This is a genomic window from Streptomyces sp. NPDC058646, assembly GCF_042716875.1.
GTDB lineage: Bacteria > Actinomycetota > Actinomycetes > Streptomycetales > Streptomycetaceae > Streptomyces.
The window spans coordinates 40,362-60,916 of sequence record NZ_JBHXRK010000001.1 but is presented as its reverse complement, the minus strand read 5'-3'; the positions used below and the strand labels follow the sequence as shown (position 1 = coordinate 60,916).

Annotated in this window: 20 protein-coding genes; 9 read left to right on the top strand and 11 right to left on the bottom strand. The window is 70.2% G+C overall.

Going from position 1 to position 20,555, the window contains the following annotated elements:
• The first annotated feature begins 82 nt into the window (after positions 1-82).
• The gene (locus ACFWUZ_RS00235) at positions 83-1,276 is read left to right on the top strand and encodes a GDSL-type esterase/lipase family protein (protein ID WP_384364544.1); all 1,194 of its coding nucleotides are present in this window, start codon (positions 83-85) and stop codon (positions 1,274-1,276) included.
• Positions 1,277-1,363: 87 nt separating this feature from the next.
• Here ACFWUZ_RS00235 and ACFWUZ_RS00230 read toward each other — a convergent pair whose 3' ends face one another.
• Positions 1,364-1,744, bottom strand: coding sequence for a VOC family protein (locus ACFWUZ_RS00230; RefSeq protein WP_384364542.1), 381 nt, complete (start codon positions 1,742-1,744; stop codon positions 1,364-1,366).
• 164 nt (positions 1,745-1,908) lie between these two features.
• Here ACFWUZ_RS00230 and ACFWUZ_RS00225 point away from each other — a divergent pair, with 164 nt between their 5' ends.
• Together ACFWUZ_RS00225 and ACFWUZ_RS00220 are read left to right on the top strand one after the other, a co-directional pair.
• Positions 1,909-2,616 carry a 3'-5' exoribonuclease domain-containing protein gene (locus tag ACFWUZ_RS00225; protein ID WP_384364539.1) on the top strand — a complete coding sequence of 236 codons (708 nt, stop codon included), beginning with the start codon at positions 1,909-1,911 and terminating at the stop codon, positions 2,614-2,616.
• The gene (locus ACFWUZ_RS00220; RefSeq protein ID WP_384364536.1) at positions 2,613-2,795 is read left to right on the top strand and encodes an MTH938/NDUFAF3 family protein; all 183 of its coding nucleotides are present in this window, start codon (positions 2,613-2,615) and stop codon (positions 2,793-2,795) included. The genes ACFWUZ_RS00225 and ACFWUZ_RS00220 overlap by 4 nt, the downstream gene beginning before the upstream one ends.
• Positions 2,796-2,959: 164 nt before the next feature.
• Here the strand turns inward: ACFWUZ_RS00220 and ACFWUZ_RS00215 are convergent, their stop codons facing one another.
• From ACFWUZ_RS00215 to ACFWUZ_RS00185, 7 genes are all read right to left on the bottom strand, one after another.
• Entirely contained in the window at positions 2,960-4,348 is a 1,389-nt protein-coding gene (locus ACFWUZ_RS00215) for a nucleobase:cation symporter-2 family protein (protein WP_384366216.1), read from the bottom strand.
• 308 nt (positions 4,349-4,656) lie between these two features.
• Positions 4,657-6,060: an 8-oxoguanine deaminase gene (locus ACFWUZ_RS00210; RefSeq protein WP_384364533.1), complete on the bottom strand. Its 1,404-nt coding sequence runs from the start codon at positions 6,058-6,060 to the stop codon at positions 4,657-4,659.
• A gap of 189 nt (positions 6,061-6,249) precedes the next feature.
• Positions 6,250-7,173 carry a factor-independent urate hydroxylase gene (pucL, locus tag ACFWUZ_RS00205; RefSeq protein WP_384364530.1) on the bottom strand — a complete coding sequence of 308 codons (924 nt, stop codon included), beginning with the start codon at positions 7,171-7,173 and terminating at the stop codon, positions 6,250-6,252.
• Between the two features lies 1 nt (position 7,174).
• Positions 7,175-7,564 (bottom strand): hydroxyisourate hydrolase, encoded by a 390-nt coding sequence (uraH, locus tag ACFWUZ_RS00200; RefSeq protein WP_030715205.1) that lies wholly within the window; start codon positions 7,562-7,564, stop codon positions 7,175-7,177.
• 2 nt (positions 7,565-7,566) lie between these two features.
• Entirely contained in the window at positions 7,567-8,082 is a 516-nt protein-coding gene (gene uraD / locus ACFWUZ_RS00195) for a 2-oxo-4-hydroxy-4-carboxy-5-ureidoimidazoline decarboxylase (protein ID WP_384364526.1), read from the bottom strand.
• Positions 8,083-8,236: 154 nt separating this feature from the next.
• On the bottom strand, positions 8,237-8,635 hold the full coding sequence (locus ACFWUZ_RS00190; RefSeq protein ID WP_384364523.1) for a helix-turn-helix domain-containing protein: 399 nt from the start codon (positions 8,633-8,635) through the stop codon (positions 8,237-8,239).
• Positions 8,632-8,883 (bottom strand): hypothetical protein, encoded by a 252-nt coding sequence (locus ACFWUZ_RS00185; RefSeq protein WP_384364520.1) that lies wholly within the window; start codon positions 8,881-8,883, stop codon positions 8,632-8,634. Before ACFWUZ_RS00185 ends, ACFWUZ_RS00190 begins: the two co-directional genes overlap by 4 nt.
• Positions 8,884-9,009: 126 nt before the next feature.
• On the opposite strand from ACFWUZ_RS00185, the gene ACFWUZ_RS00180 reads away from it, so the two are divergent.
• The 4 genes from ACFWUZ_RS00180 to ACFWUZ_RS00165 all read left to right on the top strand — a co-directional run bounded on the left by ACFWUZ_RS00180 (position 9,010) and on the right by ACFWUZ_RS00165 (position 13,717).
• A complete protein-coding gene (locus tag ACFWUZ_RS00180) occupies positions 9,010-9,843 on the top strand; it encodes a TIM barrel protein (RefSeq protein WP_384364517.1) in 834 nt (277 codons plus the stop codon).
• A gap of 75 nt (positions 9,844-9,918) precedes the next feature.
• A complete protein-coding gene (locus tag ACFWUZ_RS00175; protein ID WP_384364514.1) occupies positions 9,919-10,809 on the top strand; it encodes a 2-hydroxy-3-oxopropionate reductase in 891 nt (296 codons plus the stop codon).
• 229 nt (positions 10,810-11,038) lie between these two features.
• Positions 11,039-12,496, top strand: a complete 1,458-nt coding sequence (locus ACFWUZ_RS00170; protein ID WP_384366213.1) for a catalase — start codon at positions 11,039-11,041, stop codon at positions 12,494-12,496.
• Between the two features lie 639 nt (positions 12,497-13,135).
• On the top strand, positions 13,136-13,717 hold the full coding sequence (locus ACFWUZ_RS00165) for a TetR/AcrR family transcriptional regulator (protein WP_384364511.1): 582 nt from the start codon (positions 13,136-13,138) through the stop codon (positions 13,715-13,717).
• 193 nt (positions 13,718-13,910) lie between these two features.
• Here ACFWUZ_RS00165 and gcl read toward each other — a convergent pair whose 3' ends face one another.
• Entirely contained in the window at positions 13,911-15,698 is a 1,788-nt protein-coding gene (gcl, locus tag ACFWUZ_RS00160; protein ID WP_384364508.1) for a glyoxylate carboligase, read from the bottom strand.
• 267 nt (positions 15,699-15,965) lie between these two features.
• Between gcl and ACFWUZ_RS00155 the strand changes: the two genes are divergently transcribed.
• Both ACFWUZ_RS00155 and ACFWUZ_RS00150 read left to right on the top strand, forming a co-directional pair.
• Entirely contained in the window at positions 15,966-16,856 is an 891-nt protein-coding gene (locus ACFWUZ_RS00155) for a hypothetical protein (protein WP_384364505.1), read from the top strand.
• Positions 16,857-16,911: 55 nt separating this feature from the next.
• Positions 16,912-17,400 carry a glutathione peroxidase gene (locus ACFWUZ_RS00150; protein ID WP_384364502.1) on the top strand — a complete coding sequence of 163 codons (489 nt, stop codon included), beginning with the start codon at positions 16,912-16,914 and terminating at the stop codon, positions 17,398-17,400.
• A gap of 174 nt (positions 17,401-17,574) precedes the next feature.
• Here the strand turns inward: ACFWUZ_RS00150 and ACFWUZ_RS00145 are convergent, their stop codons facing one another.
• Complete coding sequence (locus ACFWUZ_RS00145) at positions 17,575-19,275, bottom strand: AMP-binding protein (RefSeq protein ID WP_384364499.1); 1,701 nt, start codon at positions 19,273-19,275, stop codon at positions 17,575-17,577.
• A 45-nt stretch (positions 19,276-19,320) separates the two neighbouring features.
• Positions 19,321-20,487, bottom strand: a complete 1,167-nt coding sequence (locus tag ACFWUZ_RS00140; protein WP_384364496.1) for a winged helix DNA-binding domain-containing protein — start codon at positions 20,485-20,487, stop codon at positions 19,321-19,323.
• Positions 20,488-20,555: the final 68 nt, after the last annotated feature.

Genomic DNA, 20,555 nt, shown 5'->3' with positions numbered 1-20,555 from the left:
CCGGCCGGCGGTACCCCCACTTTCCCAGCCACGCACCGGAGTTGTTCCTGGATTCCGTGTGGCCGAACGCAGGAGTTCCGCAGTGATCGGATCCCGCACCGCCCGCAGGAAGAACCCCACCAGTCGTGTGCGACGACTGACCGCAGTCGCCGCCGCCCTCCCGCTCGCTTTCACCGCGCTGCTCACGGCCGGGGCCGGCACCGCGGCCGCCGGCCCGGGCAACGGCCCCACCGCCGTCGTCTCCCTCGGCGACAGCTACATCTCCGGCGAAGCCGGCCGCTGGAAGGGCAACAGCCTGACCGACAGCGGGAACCGGACCGGCACCGACCGGGCCTGGCTGAGCGGCAGCACCTACGACCCGGCGAAGGTGTACGGAACCACGGCGGGCGGCTGCCACCGGTCCGACTCCGCCGAGGTGCGCAGCGCCGGTCCCCTCGCCGACGTGGCGGTCAACCTGGCCTGTTCCGGGGCCACCACGGACAACGTCTTCCGCGCCTCGAACGGCGGCGTGGCCTACAAGGGCGAGGCACCGCAGGCCGACCAGCTGGCCGCGGTGGCCGCCTCCCACGACGTGAAGCTGATCGCGCTGTCGGTCGGCGGCAACGACCTCGGCTTCGCCGACATCATCAAGAACTGCGCCTACGACTTCATCATCTGGAACTCGTACTGCTACGACGACCAGCAGTACGGCGTCGACCAGAAGATCGACGGAGTCATGGCCAAGGTCGGCAAGTCCGTGGACGAGATCCGGGCCGTCATGCGCACAGCCGGCTACGCCGACTCCTCGTACCGGATCGTGCTCCAGTCCTACCCCTCGCCCATTCCGCGCGGCGCGGAGAACCGCTACACGCAGAGCGACTGGAGCCGCCTCGACACGGGCGGCTGCCCCTTCTGGAACCGCGACTCGGACTGGGCCCGCGACTCGCTCGTGCCGCAGATCGCGAACCGGCTCAAGGGAGTCGCCGCCGCCAAGGGCGTGCAGTTCATGGACCTGCGGGACATGATGCAGGGCCGTGAGGTGTGCGCGAAGGCCAGCAGCCAGGTCACCACCGCGAAGCCCGCCTCCGCGAAGACCAGCGAGTGGGCGCGCTGGATCGACAGCAGCGAGACGCAGGGGCTGATCCAGGAGTCCATGCACCCGAACCACTTCGGCCAGCTGGCCGCCGGCCGCTGCCTCGCCCTGGTCGCCGCGCAGCCGGCCACCGGGTCGGGCTTCTCCTGCAAGAACACCGCGGGCGCCGACCAGACCGGCATGTTCCTCACCCCGGCCTCCTAGCCCGTGTCCGGCTCCTGAAGGGCGTCCGGCTCCCGCGAGGGGCCGGACGTCCGCGGGACGGCCGGGGGGGGCGCCGGGGCGGGGCGTTCAGAAACCCTGGTCCAGTACGGACAGGACGTTGCCCGCGGGGTCCTTGAACCAGGCGATGGTGGGCCCGTCGCCGCGCATGATGCCCTTCTCGTCCGCCTCGAAGCCCTCGTAGCGCTCCGTACGGACGCCGCGGGCGGCGAGTTCGTCCACGGCCCGGTCGACGTCGTCCACGGGGAAGTTCAGGATGGTGAAGTCCGCGGGCCTGTGGTCCTCCTTCGGGTAGACCAGGACCGTGGTGTCGCCCGCGAGGTGCAGGGACAGCAGGCCCATGCCCTCGTCCTCCGTGACGCGCAGCCCGAGGGTCGTGCCGTAGAACTCCTTCGCCTTGCCCAGGTCGTCGACCGAGAATCCGCTGAATGCCTTGCTGTCTCCGAACATGGCCGTTCCTTCGATCGACGCGGTCCGCTTCGCTTCCGCTTCCATCCTCCCCCCGGGCCCGCCGGCCGTCGATTCCGCGCGACGCATCCGGTCCGGGCCGCTACGGTGCGTGCCCGCACGAAATCGGGGTGAGGGGCGCCGCGGTGCCTGGCATCCTCGGGCACATGGCATCGCGCAGCGCACGTCCCAGCCTCTACATCTCCGTCGACATCGAGGCCGACGGACCCGTCCCCGGGCCCTATTCGATGATCAGCTTCGGGGCGTCCGTCGCGGGACGCCAGGACGGCGCTGCGTACACCGCCGCCGACCCCGAACAGCTGACCTTCTACCGGGAGTTGCGCCCGATCAGCGGGACCTACGCGCCCGAGGCGCTGGCCGTGAGCGGGCTGGACCGCGACCGGCTGCTCCGGGAAGGGGCCGAACCGGCCCTGGCGATGGACGAGTTCCGGGCCTGGGTGCGGGAGGTCTCGGCGGGGGCACAGCCGGTGATGTGCGGCTACCCGGCATCCTTCGACTGGATGTTCCTGTACTGGTACCTGATGTCCTTCGGCGGCGACAGCCCGTTCGGGCACTCCGGCTGCCTCGACATGAAGACCCTGTACGCGACGAAGGCGCGGGTCCCGCTGCGGGCCGCCGTGAAGGGCCGCATGCCGCGCGAGCTGCTGTCCCGGCGGCGCCACACCCACCACGCCCTGGACGACGCGATCGAGCAGGCGGAGCTGATGAGCAACCTGATGCTCTGGACTCCCCCGGAACCGGCCCCGGACACCCCCGGCCCCGCGGTGTCCCCGCGCACCGGTCCGGACACGCCACCCGCCACGAGCCCGGCATCGGGCCCGAGGAGGTACGGGAGTTCCTCGCCCTCGGGGTGACGGCGGTCGTCCTCGGCCGGGGCATGGACGAACGCCTCCCGGTCATGCCGCAGACGCGGGAGGTGCTTCGCCGGGCCGGGATCGAGGTGCAGGTCGAGCCGACGCGGGCGGCGGTGGAACCGTACAACCGGCTGGCCGCGACCGAGCGGGTCGGCGGCCTCTTCCATCCGCCCTGCTGAGCCACGCCGGACTCGGCACGGCGACACCGCACGGCGGAAATGCCGCGGCGGAAACGGCGCAGTGGAAACGGCGGCGCGTACGCCACACCCGCAGCGGGTGGCGTACGCGCCGCCGTTTCGTCCGGCTCCGGCCCCGGGAGGGGTGGGGCCGGCCGGTCCGGACGTCAGTGGACGGGCACCGGTTCCGGGGCGGCCGAGGCCGCGCCCTTCTTGGCGCCGAGGTGGTTGAAGGCCAGGTTCAGCAGGATGGCCACCACGCAGCCGGTGCTGATGCCCGAGTCGAGGACGACCAGCAGGTCCTTCGGGAAGGCGTGGTAGAACTGCGGCGCGGCGATCGGGATCAGGCCGATGCCCACCGAGGCGGCGACGATCAGGGCGTTCTCGCCCTTCTCCATGGCCGCGCCCGCCAGGGTCTGTATGCCGCTGGCGGCGACCGAGCCGAAGAGGACGATGCCGGCGCCGCCGAGGACCGGCAGCGGGACCACTCCGATGACGGAGGCCGCCATCGGACACAGGCCGAGCAGGATCAGGATGCCGCCACCCGCCGCGACCACGAAGCGGCTGCGCACCTTGGTCATGGCCACGAGCCCGATGTTCTGGGCGAAGGCGCTGCACATGAAGCCGTTGAAGAGCGGGCTGATGGCGCTGCCGAGGGTGTCGGCGCGCAGTCCGCCCTCGATGGTCTTCGCGTCCGCCGGGCGGCCGACGATCTTGCCGAGCGCGAGGATGTCCGCGGTGGACTCGGTCATGCAGACGAGCATGACGATGCACATGGAGATGATCGCCGCGACCTGGAACTGCGGGGCGCCGAAGTGGAACGGGGTGGGGAAGCCGACCACGGAGGCGTTCTTGACCGCGTCGAGGCTCGTCATGCCCAGCGGCAGTGCGATGAGGGTGCCCGCGACCAGGCCGAGCAGGATGGCGATCTGCTGGAGGAAGCCGCGCAGGAACTTGCGCATCAGCAGGACGATGACCAGGGTGGCGGCGGCCATGCCGATGTTCTTCATCGAGCCGTAGTCGGTGGCGGTGCTGTTCCCGCCCTGCGACCAGTTGAAGGCCACCGGCAGGAGCGAGATGCCGATCAGGGTGATGACCGTACCCGTCACGACCGGGGGAAAGAAGCGGACGAGCTTGCCGAAGTAGGGGGCGGCGAAGAAGCCGATGACTCCGGCGACGATGATCGCACCGAAGATGATGGGGATGGCGTCGTCCCCCTCCCCCTTGCCTATCGCGATCATCGGGGTGACGCCGGCGAAGGAGACGCCGTTGACGAAGGGGAGTTTGGCGCCGATCTTCCAGAAGCCGAGGGTCTGGAGGAGGGTCGCGAGGCCGGCGGTGAAGAGGGAGGCGCCCATCAGGAAGGCGGTCTCGGTGGCGGAAAGACCGACGGCGGGGCCGACGATCATGGGCGGGGCTACGACACCCGCGTACATGGCGGCCACGTGCTGGAGGCCGCTCGTGAACATCTTCAGCGGAGGCAGGGTCTCGTCGACCGGGTGCTTCTCCTCCGGTACTGCGACTGCATCTTTGCGAAACCTGGGCGTTACGGCCACGGCTTCCTCCGGTCGGTTAGACACGTCGGCAGGGACGTGGGTGTCATGGAGGTGGTGCGAAAGCTGTGCGAGTCGAGCCTTTGTTCAGTTGTGGATGGTGCGCATGCTTGTCCCAAGGGGTGCAGAAACGATTCGCCCAAAACCGTTCCGCGCCGGTCCTCCTGCGAAGAAGCCGGTGGCTGGATTCACCGCACCCGGGAGCGCCCTCGGATTTCCTCGGGCGCTTCCCGGGCACGGCTGCCGACGGACCCCGCTCGGGTCCGCGGCGACCGGCCGGGGGCCGTCCCCCCCGGCCGGACTCCGGGGGATCAGGCCTGCGCGGTGATGCGCGCCAGGCGCTGGGCCTCTTCCCGCGTGGACACGGCGATGGCGTCCTCGTCGGCGAAGAGGAGTCGGTTGTTCTCGACGATCTGCTTGCCGTTGACGAACGAAGCCGTCACCGGGGCTGCCGCGCCGAAGACCAGTGCGGTGACCGGGTCGGCGATCGAGGAGTGCAGGAAGGTGTTCAGGTTCCACAGCACCAGGTCGGCGCACTTGCCGACCTCCAGCGAACCGATGTTGTCGGCGCGGCCGAGGACCTGGGCGCCGCCGTACGTACCGAGGCGCAGGGCCTGGCGCGCGTTCAGGGCGCGCTCGCGGTGGACCGGGTTCAGGCGGTTGATCAGCAGCGCGTTGCGCAGCTCGGTGTGCAGCTCACCGGACTCGTTGGAGGCGGTGCCGTCCACGCCGAGGCCGACCGGTACGCCGGCGGCGAGCATGTCCGGGACGCGGGCGATGCCGGCGGCCAGACGGGCGTTGGAGGACGGGCAGTGCGCGACACCGGTCCTGGTGCGGGCGAACGCGGCGATGTCGGAGTCGTTCATGTGGACGCTGTGCGCCATCCACACGTCCTCGCCGAGCCAGCCGGTGGACTCGAAGTAATCGGTCGGGCCCATGCCGAACAGTTCCTTGCAGAACTGCTCTTCCTCGACGGTCTCGGAGCCGTGCGTGTGCATGCGCACACCCAGGCGGCGGGCCAGCTCGGCGCCCTGCTTCAGCAGCTCGGTGGAGACCGAGAAGGGGGAGCACGGGGCCACGGCGACCTGGGTCATCGCGTCGAAGGAGGCGTCGTGGTACTTCTTCACGGTCGCCTCGGTGTCCGCGAGCGCACCTTCGAGGGTCTCGACCGCGTGGTCCGGCGGCAGGCCGCCGTCCTTCTCGCTGCGGTCCATCGAACCGCGGGCGAGGGTGAAGCGGACGCCCATCTCCGAGGCGGCGCGGATGATCGAGCCGGAGAGGTCGCCGGAGCCCTTGGGGAAGACGTAGTGGTGGTCCATCGCGGTGGTGACACCACCGCGGGCCATGGCGGCCAGGGAGCCCTGCGCGGCCGCGTACGTCATCTGCTCGTCGATGCGCGCCCAGGTCGGGTAGAGCGAGACCAGCCAGTTGAAGAGGTTGTGGTCGGTGGCCAGACCGCGCGTGATCCACTGGTAGAAGTGGTGGTGCGTGTTGACCAGGCCGGGGGTGACGAGGTGACCCGTGCCGTCGATGCGGCGGACCACGTTCTCGAGGTTCTCGGGGGCCTTGCCCGCACCGATCGACTCGATCTTGTTACCGGCGACGACCACGTGTCCCGAGGCGTACTCGGTGTCGTTCGCGTCGACGGTCGCGATCGCACAGTTCTCGATGACGATGCGCTCGACCGCGCTGTCAAGGGCTGCCGATGCTGCCATGGGACTTCCTCGTGCTTTCAGTGGCGGTGCGGGCACGGCAAGGCCCAGGAGATTTGAGTGCCGGAGCCGGGGGCCTTGACAGCTGACAGTACTGCCGCCCCGTATGTGCGTCCGGGTGCCGATTCACGAAGCTGAAGAGTGTCGCGCCGTCCCGGGGCCACTGCGGAGCCCCGGGACGCGCGTGCCGCATCAGAGGTTGGTCATGTCCACGGGGATACGGGCGTCTACGCCGTCCCGGAGAACAGTGGCCTCGATCAGACCGTACGGGCGGTCCGCGGCGAAGTACACCTCGTTGTCGTTCTTGAGGCCGAAGGGCTCCAGGTCGACGAGGAAGTGATGCTTGTTCGGGAGCGAGAAGCGGACCTCGTCGATCTCCGAACGGTGGTTGATGATGCGCGAGCCCATCTGGTACAGCGTCTGCTGCAGCGAGAGGGAGTAGGTCTCCGCGAAGGCCTGGAGCATGTGCTTCTTGGTCTCGGCGTAGGACTTCTCCCAGTTGGGCATCCGCTGCTCGTCGTCCGACCAGTTGAAGCGCCAGCGCGCCGACACCTGGGTGGCCAGGATGCGGTCGTAGGCCTCCTTCAGCGTCGTGTACTTGTCCTTCACGTACCCCCAGAACTCGGAGTTCGTGGAGTTCATGACGACGAGGTCCTTGAGACCGGAGATGACCTCCCAGTTCGTACCGTCGTACGTGATCTGGGTGACGCGGGTCTCCATGCCCTGACGGACGAAGGAGTGGTTCACCTCGTCGGAGCCGATGAACTTGGAGTTGGCGTCCGAGGTGGCGATCCGGTCCCAGGAGTACTCCTCGATCCGGATGCGCGCCTTCTTGATCGGCTCCTGGCTGTTGACGAACCAGCGCGCCAGATGGATGCCGAACTGCTCGGCGGACTCGATGCCGTACTCCTTGGCGAACGCGTACACCGTGTTCTTGGTGGTGTCCGTCGGCAGGACGTTGGCGTTCGAGCCGGAGTAGTGGACGTCGTCCATGTCGCCGGAGAGGGCGACCGAGACGTTCAGGTCCTTGATGTGGTGCGTGTCGCCGTCCCGCGTGATCTTGACGACGCGGTTCTCTGCTTTGCCGTACTGGTTCTGGCCCAGAATCGTGGCCATGCTAGCTCCCTCGGTAAACGGAGTAGCCGAACGGGTTGAGCAGCAGCGGTACGTGGTAATGCTCGCCCGGGTTCACCGCAAAGGTGATGGTGACCTCGGGGAAGAACGCACCGCTGTCCCTTACGCGGGGGGCGTCCTGCTGCGCCTCGGCTTGCTTCTTGGAGAAGTACGTCTCGGTTTCGAAGTCGAGACGCACGTGGGTGGTGCCCTCCGGCAGCGCCGGCAGGTCCTTGCAGCGCCCGTCCGCATCCGTGGCGGAGCCGCCCAGGGCCGCCCACTCGCCGTCGAGACCCGTACGGGCCGACAGGGAGATGGCGACGCCCTCGGCGGGCTTGCCGATGCTGGTGTCCAGGATGTGCGTGGACACCGACGCGGTGGTCTCGGTGCTCATGCTCACGCTCCTTCTGCGAGTTCGACGAGGCGGGTCAGGCGGATCTTGTTGATCTTGACGAGCTCACCGCGGGCGATTTCCCGCTCCTGCTCCGGCGAGTGGTCGATCCGGACCCTGACCGCGTCCCGCATGAACTCACCGGTCGCACCGGTGGCGCAGATGAGGAAGACGTGGCCGAACTTCTCCTGGTACGCCAGGTTCAGTTCGAGGAGCTCGTTCTTCAGCTCCTCCGAGGCACCGGCCATGCCGCGCTGCTCGCGGGCGGAGGTCGGGTCTCCCGGCTTCGGCCGGCCGATCGGCGCGTGGCCTCCCATCGCTTCGCCCAGGTCCTCCGCGGTGAGCTCGGCCATGGCGGCCTCGTTCGCGGCGAACAGGGATTCAGCGGTGGCGAAGGGGCGCTGGGCGAGCAGCTTGCTCCCCCACGCCGAACTGGCGCACACCTCGTGCAGCTCGGCCGAGGCCGCGCTGTCGTCCAAGGCGTTGAACCGGGTGAGACCCGGGGTCGGACTCGAAGTCACGGTAGGCCTCCGTGGCCTGTTGTTGCTTTGACGGGCTGCGCATAGCTAACGCCCTCCACCACACGGCGTCAACACTTTGTTGAAACTTCCCGTACACAAAAGCCGCCGCCCGGGTGAATTGGGCGGCGGCTCGTCACTGCGGGTCAGGCTTCGTTCACTCCTGGCTGGCCTTTCCGGCCGCTTTGGGAGGGTTTGAGTCCCTGTTCAGGTAGTTGTACACCGTGAAGCGGCTTACCCCCAGCGCGCCCGCGACCGTCTCCACGCCGTGCCGGACCGAGAAGGCGCCTCGCGCCTCCAGTATCCGTACGACGTCCTGCTTGGACTTCCGGTCGAGCTGGGCCAGCGGCACGCCGTGCCGGCGCTCCAGGGCCGCGAGGATGTGGTCCAGCGAGTCGGAGAGCTGGGGCAGGCGCACGGCCAGCAGCTCCTGGCCCTCCCAGCTGAGCACGACGTCGTCGGGCTGCGCGAGGGCCGGATCCATGAGCTCGCCGCCCATCGCGTCCACCAGCGGCTTGACGGCGGTGACGAACGGGTGGTCGCGGGGCTCGGTCATGGCGTCTCCTCCCCGAGCACGTTGACCTGGAGGGAGACCCGGGTGGCGCCGGCCTCCAGGGAGTCGCGCAGCAGGGCGGCCACCGCGGCCAGCACCGGGCCGGACTCGCCCTCGGCGGTGTTGCCGAACGGGCCGACGTCCACCGCGTCCAGCTGGGCCTTCTGGATGACCTCGCGAGCGGCCACGGCATGGGCAGGGGCCTCTTCGAGATCGAAGGGCTCGGTCGTGAACTCCACTCTCAATCGCACGCGGGCCAAGCTACCCCGCGGTCGCGATTTTCCGGGAGTCCGCACTTGACATCTGCAACAAGCCCGATGCAGTCTTCCATCAAGCAGAAAATAACTTCCGCAATACGGAAGGAGCGCACACCCCTCATGGGATACACGGACCAGCGCTTCGATGTGAACCTGTCGATCCTCTTCACGGAACTCCCGCTCCTGGAGCGTCCCGCGGCTGCCGCCGCGGCCGGCTTCACGGCGGTCGAGCTGTGGTGGCCCTGGATCGAGACCCCCACCCCCGCACAGGAGGAGCTCGACGCCCTCAAGAAAGCCCTTGAGGACGCCGGCACCCAGCTGGTGGGCCTGAACTTCTACGCCGGCCAGCTGCCGGGTCCGGACCGCGGTGCGGTCTCGGTTCCCGGTGAGGAGTCGGAGCGCTTCAACGCCAACATCAACGTGGCCGCGGACTTCGCCGCCTCGGTGGGCTGCAAGGCACTGAACGCCCTCTACGGCAACCGGGTCGACGGCGTCGACCCCGCCGTGCAGGACGAGCTCGCGCTGAAGAACCTGGTCGTGGCGGCCCAGGCCGCGGACCGCGTCGGCGCGATCCTCCTGATCGAGACCCTCAACAAGCCCGAGTCGCCGCTCTACCCGCTGGTGAGCACCCCGGCCGGCATCGAGGTGGTGGACAAGGTGAACGAGGCCACCGGCCTCGGCAACGCCAAGTTCCTGCTCGACCTGTACCACCTGGCGATGAACGATGAGGACCTCTCCGAGGTCATCGAAAAGTACGCCGCCAAGACCGGGCACGTCCAGATCGCGGACAAGCCCGGACGCGGTGCCCCCGGCACCGGCGAGCTGCCCCTCGAGGAGCTGCTCGACCAGCTGAAGAAGGCCGGATACGAGGGCTACGTAGGCCTGGAGTACAAGGCCGCCGACGCCGCCGCGTCCTTCGCGTGGCTGCCGGCCGAGGCCCGCGCCGCCAAGTAGGCGGACAAAGTCCAGGCGATCAGCCAGGCACCCCACGCACTTTTCGTACAAAGCATTAAGAGAAGGACCCTCATCATGAGCACCCTCCCCAACATTGCCTGGATCGGCCTCGGCATCATGGGTTCCCCCATGGCCGAGAACCTCCTGAAGGCCGGCTACCCGGTCACCGGCTTCACGCTGGAGCAGGACAAGCTGGACCGCCTGGCCGCGGCCGGCGGCACCGCCGCCGGCTCGATCGCGGAGGCCGTCAAGGACGCGGACGTCATCATCACGATGGTGCCCGCCTCCCCGCAGGTCGAGGCCATCGCCTACGGTGAGAACGGCATCCTGGAGAACGCGAAGTCCGGCGCGCTGATCATCGACATGTCGTCGATCACCCCGCAGACCTCGATCGACCTCGCGAAGAACGCCGCCGAGAAGGGCATCCGCGTCATCGACGCCCCGGTGTCCGGCGGCGAGGCCGGCGCCATCGAGGCCGTCCTGTCGATCATGGTGGGCGGCGAGCAGGCCGACTTCGACGAGGCCCTGCCGGTCCTCGAGGCCCTCGGCAAGACCATCGTGCTCTGCGGCCCGCACGGTTCCGGCCAGACGGTGAAGGCCGCCAACCAGCTCATCGTCGCGGTGAACATCCAGGCGTGCGCCGAGGCCGTCGTCTTCCTCGAGAAGTCCGGCGTGAACCTCCAGGCCGCCCTGGACGTCCTCAACGGCGGTCTGGCCGGCTCCACGGTCCTGACCCGCAAGAAGGACAACTTCCTGAACCGCGACTTCAAGCCCGGTTTCCGGATCGACCTGCACCACAAGGACATGGGCATCGTCACCGACGCCGCCCGCAACGTCGGTGCAGCCCTGCCGGTCGGCGCGGTCGTCGCCCAGCTGGTCGCCTCGCTGCGCGCCCAGGGTGACGGCGGCCTGGACCACTCCGCGCTGCTCCGCGCGGTCGAGCGCCTCTCCGGCGCCCAGATCTGATCCCCCTCCGGGGCCCAAGGGCTCCGGACCTCCCCGCAAGGGGACCTGAGTTTCCGGATGGCGCCGGTGCTGACACCTGTCCTGTCGCGCCCAAGTGCCGGCGCCGTCCGGATCACCTCTCCCACATCTTTGTTCAACAAACTGTTGACGTCGCGTTCACGCCGAAATTAGGCTGTTCCGCATGACGGAAGACGCCTTCCGTCAGCAGTTACCCGTACGGAAGGTCACCATGTCGAAGCGCACGCTGACGACCGAGTCCGGCGCCCCGGTCGCCGACAATCAGAACTCCGCCACCGCCGGCGTCGGTGGCCCGCTCCTGGTCCAGGACCAGCAGCTCCTCGAGAAGCTCGCCCGCTTCAACCGCGAGCGCATCCCGGAGCGCGTGGTGCACGCCCGCGGTTCGGCCGCGTACGGCTACTTCGAGGTGACGGACGACGTCACCGCGTACACCAGCGCCGCGTTCCTGAACACGGTCGGCAAGAAGACCGAGACCTTCCTGCGCTTCTCCACCGTCGCCGACTCCCTCGGTGGCGCGGACGCGGTCCGCGACCCGCGCGGCTTCGCCCTGAAGTTCTACACCGAAGAGGGCAACTACGACCTCGTCGGCAACAACACCCCGGTGTTCTTCATCAAGGACCCGATCAAGTTCCCCGACTTCATCCACTCCCAGAAGCGCGACCCCTTCACGGGCAAGCAGGAGCCGGACAACGTCTGGGACTTCTGGGCGCACGCCCCCGAGGCCACGCACCAGATCACCTGGCTGATGGGTGACCGCGGCATACCCGCCTCGTACCGTCACATGAACGGCTACGGCTCCCACACCTACCAGTGGACCAACGAGCAGGGCGAGGCCTTCTTCGTCAAGTACCACTTCAAGACGAACCAGGGCATCCGCTGCCTGTCGAGCGACCAGGCCGCCGAGCTCGTCGGCAAGGACGCGAACTCGCACCAGACCGACCTGCTCCAGGCCATCGAGCGCGGTGTGAACCCGAGCTGGACCCTCTACGTCCAGATCATGCCCGCCGCCGAGGCCGCGGACTACCGCTTCAACCCGTTCGACCTCACCAAGGTGTGGCCGCACAGCGACTACCCGCTGCAGCGCGTGGGCCGCCTGGTCCTCGACCGCAACCCGGACAACGTCTTCGCCGAGGTCGAGCAGTCCGCCTTCTCCCCGAACAACTTCGTCCCGGGCATCACCGCCTCGCCGGACAAGATGCTCCAGGGCCGTCTGTTCGCGTACGCCGACGCCCAGCGCTACCGCCTCGGTGTGAACCACACCGTGCTGCCGGTCAACGCCCCGAAGGCGACGAAGGCCGACAACTACGGCCGCGACGGTGTCATGGCGCTGCGCAACGGCTCGCGCCACGACAAGAACTACGAGCCCAACTCGTACCAGGGTCCGGCCGAGACCGGTCTGGCGCTCGGCGCCCCGAGGGCCGTCTCCGGCTACACGGGCACCCACGAGGCCCCGGCCCACACCAAGGACGACGACTTCTTCCAGGCCGGTGAGCTCTACCGCCTGATGTCGGAGGCCGAGAAGCAGCGCCTGGTGGCGAACATCGCCGGCGGCCTGTCTCAGGTCACCCTCGAGGACGTCATCGAGAAGAACCTGGCTCACTTCCACGCCGCCGACACCGACTACGGCAAGCGCGTCGAGGAGGCCGTCCGCGCCCTGCGCGACGCCTGAGCCGCATAGCTGTACCGGGGGCCTGACGGGAGGTCAGGCCCCGGGTACCGAGCCCGAGCCGCGGACCCGGATGAGGGGTGGTACGCGGTGAGGGCAGGACGAGGACCGTGGCGAGCGTGCGAGCCAGTGCGGTGGTAATGGGTTCCGAGGCCCGTCTCTTGACCTGAGGGAGACGAAGCCGGAGTTCCCGTCGCCCGCCCGCCACGGTCCCCGCCACTCCTCTCCCGTACAGGGGCTACGCACAGAGCCCCCTGCGCGGAACCGAGGAGCCTCCTGCTCCGCCCGGCGGTGCGAACGTCCTGTCGCGCCAGCCTCGCCCCGTCGGGCGGTCACAAACCAGAGCGCCGAGCCACGGACGGTCCCGTGGCTCGGCGCTTTGCCGTGTGCCTCCGGCGACCGGTGGCGGCGGGCGGCCTCCACCGCCGGGACCCGCGCGACGGCCGCGCGTCGGCGCCGGCCGCCCGACAGCTCGCGGGCCCGGGCCGCCGACTCCCGCTCCCCCGGGCCCACTTGGTCCAGCAGTTCGCGGACCCGCGGGCGCGGGTCGCGGTCCGGGAAGTGCGGGCGCAGCGCCTCCGGCAGCACCTCCCCCGCGGGGATCCGCGGGTCCAGGGGTCCGACCGAAGGGTGCGAGCGGGAGTGGCCGATCGCCAGGCGTTGATCCTGGAAGCAGCTGTTCGGGTCATCTCCCGCAACGGCGTCAGAGGCCTGCGCGTCGAGGACCTCGCGGCCGAGGCCGGGGTCTCCACCGCCTTGATCTACTACCACTTCAAGGACCGCGCCGGGCTGATCCAGCGCACGCCTGCCTTCATCAGCGACCGCGCCATCGGTTACACCGACGAGGCCGTGCGGAACACCGAGGACGCACGCGCCGTCCTCCTCCAGCTGCTGCTCGGCGAGCTCCAGGACACCCCCCAGGTCCGCGAGAACACCACCGCCTGGGGCGAGTTGCGCGCGAGCGCCATCTGCGACACCGATCTGCGCGAGACCCTGGCCGACTCCACCCGCTCCTGGTCCCAGGACACCGCGGAGGCCGTCTCGGACGCCCAGGCGGCCGGCCTCGCCGACCTGCACGTCACCCCGCTGGACGCGGCCGAACGGCTGACCGCCCTGGTGGAGGGGCTGAGCGAGCGCCGGCTGAGCGGCTCGCTGACCCTGGAGCGGGCCCGCGAGCTGCTCACCGGCGCGGTGGACGCGGAGCTCGGCCCCCGCCCCGAGTAGCCCGCCCGCCCCGGCCCCGCGTACGCGCCCGGACCTGCAGAACGGCCCCCGCCGCTCCTTGCGGAGCGACGGGGGCCGGTGCGTACTGCCGGAATCCCGGTCAGGTGGGTTCAGGCAGTACGGGCAGTGCGGGTGTTGCGGGCCGTACGGCTGTTGCGGGCCGTACGGGTGTTGCGGGCGTCGCCGACGCTGATCAGACCTTGAGGGACTTGATCGCGGTGGGGGCGTGGCCGGGCTCGGTGGCCAGCTCCTCGAACTCGGTGACGTCGCTCATGTCGACCGTCTTGCTCATCGCGATGTTGGTGACGCGCTCCAGGATGGCCTCGACGACGACCGGGACCTGGAACTCCTGGGCCAGCTTCTTGGCCTGCTCGAAGGCCGCACCCAGCTCGTTCGGGTCGGTGACGCGGATGGCCTTGACGCCCAGACCCTCGGCGACCTTGACGTGGTCGACGCCGTAGACGCCGATCTCCGGGGTGTTGATGTTCTCGAACTCGAGGTTGACCTCGAAGTTGATGCCCAGGCCGCCCTGCGCCTGACGGATCAGACCCAGGTAGGCGTTGTTCACGAGGACGTGGACGTACGGGACCTTGTGCTGCGCGGCGACCGCGAGCTCCTCGATCATGAACTGGAAGTCGTAGTCGCCCGAGAGCGCGACGATCGGGGTCTCCGGGTCCGCGGTGGCGGCACCGATGGCGGCCGGGATGGTCCAGCCGAGCGGGCCGGCCTGGCCGCAGTTGATCCAGTGGCGCGGCTTGAAGACGTGCAGCATCTGCGCGCCGGCGATCTGGGAGAGGCCGATGGTGGTGACGTAACGCGTCTCCGGGCCGAAGGCCTTGTTCATCTCCTCGTACACGCGCTGCGGCTTCATCGGGATGTTGTCGAAGTGCGTGCGGCGCTGGAGGGTGGCCTTGCGCTCCTGGCCCGAGGCGGCCCAGGCGGAGAAGTCCGGCAGCTTGCCCTCGGCCTTCAGCTCCTTGGCGACCTCGATGAAGAGCTCCAGGGCGGCCTTGGCGTCGGAGGCGATGCCGAAGTCCGGGGCGAAGATCTTGCCGATCTGGGTGGGCTCGATGTCGACGTGGACGAACTTGCGGTCGCCGAGGTACGCGTCGAGGTTGTAGCCGGTGTGACGGTTGGCCCAGCGGTTGCCGATGCCGAGGACGAAGTCCGACTCCAGGAAGGTCGCGTTGCCGTAGCGGTGCGAGGTCTGGACGCCGACCATGCCCGCGCTCAGCTCGTGGTCGTCGGGGATGACGCCCCAGCCCATGAGGGTGGAGATGACCGGGACGCCGGTCAGCTCGGCGAACTCGACCAGCAGGTCGGAGGCGTCGGCGTTGATGATGCCGCCACCGGCGACGATCAGCGGACGCTCGGACTCCAGCAGGAACTGCAGGGCCTTGGCGGCCTGGGCGCGGGACGCCTGCGGCTTGTAGACCGGCAGGGGCTGGTAGGTCTCCGGGTCGAACTCGATCTCGGTCAGCTGGACGTCGATCGGCAGGTCGATCAGGACCGGGCCGGGACGGCCGGAGCGCATCAGGTGGAAGGCCTGCTGGAACACGCCGGGGACCTGGGCGGCCTCCAGGACGGTGGTCGCGGCCTTGGTGACGGGCTTGGCGATCGAGGCGATGTCGACGGCCTGGAAGTCCTCCTTGTGGAGCTTCGCGACCGGAGCCTGACCGGTGATGCACAGGATCGGGATCGAGTCGGCGATCGCCGAGTACAGACCGGTGATCATGTCGGTGCCGGCGGGGCCGGAGGTACCGATGCAGACCCCGATGTTGCCCGCCTTGGCACGGGTGTATCCCTCGGCCATGTGCGAGGCGCCCTCGACGTGGCGGGCCAGCGTGTGGTTGATGCCGCCCACGTTCTTGAGCTCGCGGTAGAACGGGTTGATCGCAGCGCCGGGCACGCCGAAGGCTTGCGAAACGCCCTCGAGCTTGAGGATCTCCACTGCAGCGGCGGCGGCTGTCATACGGGGCATCGAGTTCTCCTGCGGGTCCGACGGTCAGGCTTTTCCGTAATTCGGAAGTTTTGTTCTGCTATACGGAACAAGCTAAGCGGCGGCCCGGCGCACGTCAAGGCGCTGCGACAGCCCGGAACCCACCAAAAGCCGCGTCTCGCTCCGTGAGTCGCACAAATGGGCCGCGCCTGGGGCCGAAATCCGCTGGAATCCGAGGACCGGGTCCCCCGGTGGTGGCCGGTGGTGGAGCATGGACCCACGCACTGCGACGGAAGGGGTCCGGGTCTCATGGCGGAAGCGGTGCCGGTGCGCTGCCCGGCGTGCATGCGCGAGAACAGCTACACCTGCCCGGTCTTCCCCTGCGCCTGCGGAAGCCCGGTCGTCCCCCCGCTGGACCTGACGGCGCCGCCGGAACCGCTGACCCACCGCACCTGGTCGGACGCCTGGGTGGCGGTGCGGTGCACGAACTGCGGGCGGGAGAGCGAGTGGCCGCACCCCGAGCTGGGGTGCGCATCCTGCGGGACGGTGGTGCGCATCGCGGTGCATCCGCTGGGGCAGACCCCACTGGAGCAGACCCCGCCGGAGCAGGCCGCGGCGGAGCAGGTTCGGGCGCCGCGGGCCGAGCCGGACCGGACGGGCGCCGGACAGCAGGGCGCCGGGACGGCCCGGCCGGGGGCCCGGTCCCCAGCCGCCGGGTCCGCGGGCCGCGCGGGCGGCGTCCGGGAGGGGTCGGCCGGAGTGGCGGACCGGCTCCCCGGGGAGCCTGAGACGGGGACGGCGGGCGGTCCGGCGCGGCCCGCGTTCCGCCCGGTGACCATCCGTACCGCCCGGGACGCGGTGGCCACGGCCGCGCTCTACCTGCGCTGGCTCGGGTTCCAGGACGTACGCCAGCCCGACGGCCGGCCCATCCCCTCCGCCGCCGTGGACCTGCGGGCTCCGGGGCTGGTCGCGCAGGTGGACCCGACCACGGCTCCGGCCGGGCTGCGGGCGGTGGAGTGCGTCTGGCTGAACGGACTCACAGCTTCCGCGACCAGCGTCTACTTCTCGCTCGCCGGGTACACGGAGGACGCCCGCACCCGCGCGGACTACCTGGGGATACCGCTGTTCGTGATGGACCTCACCGGCATGCCGCTGCCGGTCAACGACCCGGCGGACGAGTTGATCGACTCGGGGGCCTAGGCTCGGGGGCGTTATCCGCTACTTGTTAGCCGCCCTTCCTGCCGAGGAGAGCCCGATGAGCCTCTACGACATCCCGCTGACCACCCTGTCCGACGAGCCCACCAGCCTCGCGGCGTACAAGGGCAAGGCGATCCTGGTCGTGAACACCGCCTCGCAGTGCGGGCTCACCCCCCAGTACTCGGGGCTGGCCCGCCTGCAGTTCGCGTACGAGGCGAAGGGGTTCACCGTGGTCGGCGTGCCCTGCAACCAGTTCGGCGGTCAGGAGCCCGGCAACGCCGACGACATCCAGACCTTCTGCGCGGCAGGCTTCGGCGTCACCTTCCCGATCCTGGAGAAGTCCGAGGTCAACGGCGAGAACCGGCACCCGCTGTACCAGGAGCTGGTGAAGACCCCGGACGCCGAGGGCGAGGCGGGCGACATCCAGTGGAACTTCGAGAAGTTCCTGATCTCCCCCGCCGGCGAGGTCGCGGCCCGCTTCCGCCCGCGCATCGAGCCCGAGGCCCCCGAGGTCATCGCCGCGATCGAGGCGCACCTGCCCGCGTAGGGACCGCACGGGACCCCGTACGAAGGCCCCGCGTACGAAGGCCCCCCGTACGGGGTTCCGCGTACGGGGGGCCTCGTCCCGCGGACGCGGGGCCTTCGAAGCGGTGGGGCCCGTGGCGGCCAGGCCGGGGCCGTCGCGGCCCGGTCGGCTCAGCTCGGGTCGGCCCGGCGGGGCTCAGCTCAGCTCGGACTCCTCGTACTCCCCCGTCGAGCCGGCCGCGGTCAGGTCGCGCAGCTCGACCCGGCGGATCTTGCCGGAGACGGTCTTCGGGAGTTCGCCGAACTCGATGCGCCGGATCCGCTTGTACGGGGAGAGCACGGCTCGGGAGTGCGCGAACAGCGCCCGGGCCGTCTCCGGGCCGGGCTCCCAGCCCGCGGCGAGCGTCACGTACGCCTTCGGGACGGCCAGGCGCAGCGCGTCGGGGGCCGGGACGACCGCGGCCTCGGCGACGGCCTCGTGCTCCAGCAGGGCGCTCTCCAGCTCGAACGGGCTGATCTTGTAGTCGGAGGCCTTGAAGACGTCGTCGGCCCGGCCGATGTAGGTGAGGTACCCGTCGGCGTCGCGCGAGGCGATGTCGCCGGTCCGGTACAGCCCGTCGGCCATGGCTTCCGCCGTGCGCTCGGGGTCGTCACGGTAGCCCGTCATCACACCGGCGGGCCCGGTGCGCAGGTCCACGCACAGTTCGCCCTCGTCGGGGGACTCCTTGCCGGTCGCCGGGTCGACGAGCACGATCTTGTAGCCGGGCGCCGGACGTCCCATCGAGCCGGGCTTGACGGGCGCGCCCGGGAAGTTGCCCACCTGGAGGGTGGTCTCCGTCTGCCCGAACCCGTCGCGGATGGTGATCCCCCAGGCCTCGCGGACCTTCTCGATGACCTCCGGGTTGAGCGGCTCCCCGGCGGCGACGGCCTCGCGCGGGGGCGTGGCCAGTTTGGTGAGGTCGGACTGGATCAGCATCCGCCACACGGTCGGCGGGGCGCAGAAGGTGGTCACGCCGTGCCGGTCCATCTCGGCCATCAGCCGCTCGGGGTCGAAGCGGGCGTAGTTGTGGACGAAGACGGTCGCCCCGGCGTTCCAGGGGGCGAAGAGGCTGGACCAGGCGTGCTTGGCCCAGCCCGGCGAGGCGATGTTGAGGTGCACGTCCCCGGGGCGCAGGCCGAGCCAGTACATGGTGGACAGGTGCCCGATGGGGTACGAGGCGTGCGTGTGCTCGACCAGCTTGGGGTGGGCGGTGGTGCCGGAGGTGAAATACAGCATCAACGGGTCGGTGGCGAGGGTCTCCCCGTCCGGCGTGAAGTCGGCGTCGGCCGCGTACATGTCCTCCAGCCGCCGCCAGCCGGCCGGGACCTCCGGCCCGGCGGCGATGCGGGTGTAGCCGCCGGGCACCTCGCCGAACTTGCCCGTGTCCTCGGCGCGCGCGACGACGTGGCGTACGCGGCCGCGCCCGATGCGGTCGCGCAGGTCGGCCGCGCCGAGCAGCGGGGTGGCGGGGATGACGACGGCGCGCAGCTTCATCGCGGCGAGCACGACCTCCCACAGCTCCCGCTGGTTGCCGAGCATGACCAGGATCCGGTCGCCCGCGGCGACCCCCTGGCCGCGCAGCCAGTTGGCGGCCGCGTCGGACCGTACGGCCAGCTCCCCGAAGGAGACGCTGCGGCTGGTGCCGTCCTCCTCGGCGATCCGCAGGGCGTCGGCGCCGTTGCCGGTGGCGATGCGGTCGAACCAGTCCAGGGCCCAGTTGAAGCGGTGCGGCCGGGGCCAGGTGAAGCCGGCGCGGGCGGCCTCGTAGTCCCCCCGGCGCTCCAGCAGGAAGTCCCGCGCGGCCAGGAACTCGTCGGCGGCGGCGTCTCGGGTGCTGTGCTGCGTGCTTTCGGTCATGCCAGGCATCGTGCCGTGTCCGGCGAAGGGACCACCAGAGCGGCGTCAGCCGTGGATTGACCCGAAGCGTACGGAGCCCGGGCGGGCGGCGGCGTCCGCATAGGGGTCGGCGCCGGGGGCGGCATCGGCGTCGGGGTCGGGGTCCCGGTCCGCCATCGCGGCGATCATCCGCTCCCCCTCGGCGACGATCTCGTCCTTGCGGGCCCGGGAGACCGTACCGAAGAGCTCGACGGTGACCCCCGCCCCGTCCGGCTTCCACAGCCCGGCGAGGAACCCGTCGACCAGCAGGGTCCGGTGGGCCTGGTTCCCCGTCCAGGTCCGGCCCTTGATCTCGGGGGCCACCACGCGGCTTCGGTCGGCGTGCGAGAGCAGCAGGTTGTCGAACTCGGGGAGGAAGCGCGGCGGCGCGGGGGTGTCCGGGTCGGGCCGGGGGGCGTCGGGCAGGTCGAAGAGCTCGACGCCGTTCCCGTCCCGGAAGACGGCCAGGCCCGGCCGCAGCCTCTCGAAGGCCTCGCGGAGCCGGGTCAGGCCGGCCCAGACCTGCATGTCCTTGACGGAGGCGGGCCCGAAGGCGCCGAGGTAGCGCAGCACGACCTCGTCCACCGGCTGCGCCTGCCCGGCGGCCCGCCCCAGCCACCGCTCCACCGTGGTCAGCCGGACCTGCCCGCTGCGCCCCCACACCCCGCGGGGCGTGACCTGCACGAGCGGCAGCCGGCAGCGGGCGGCGACGGACAGGGCCTGCGGGTCCGCGCCGGGCCACTGCGCGAGCAGCGCCTCCCGGATCTCCCCCATGGTGCGCGGCTCGCTCTCGACGAAGTCGCGGGCACACGCGCCGAGGCGCTCCAGGTCGACGCCGTCCAACCCCTTGCGGAAGTAGTTCACCTCGCGGTCGCGGGCGGGCTGGACGAGCGGGCGCAGGGTGAGGGCGTCGTGGGCGGTGTGCGTGTGGATGGTGGAGCGCATGGTGACCATCCGGACCACCTCCCGGGACTCCATGAGCCCGGCCAGCTCGGCGGGCCGGAACCCGGCGAGGCGGGCGTGGAGCTGGAAGTACGGCGGTTTCACGTTCTGCGCCTGCAGTCCGAGGAGGTGGGTCACGGCGTCCTGCGCGGACATCTCGGCGCGGCTGAGCAGCAGCTGGCGGGCGAGCGTGGCACGGTTCAGTGCGCGGGTGCCGAGTACGGGATGCGAGTGCGTCGTCCTGGGGGCCATGGCAGCAAGCTAACCGCCCCTTGCGGACATCTTCTGTCCGCAAGAGAAGTGTCCGCGCCGGGAATCCG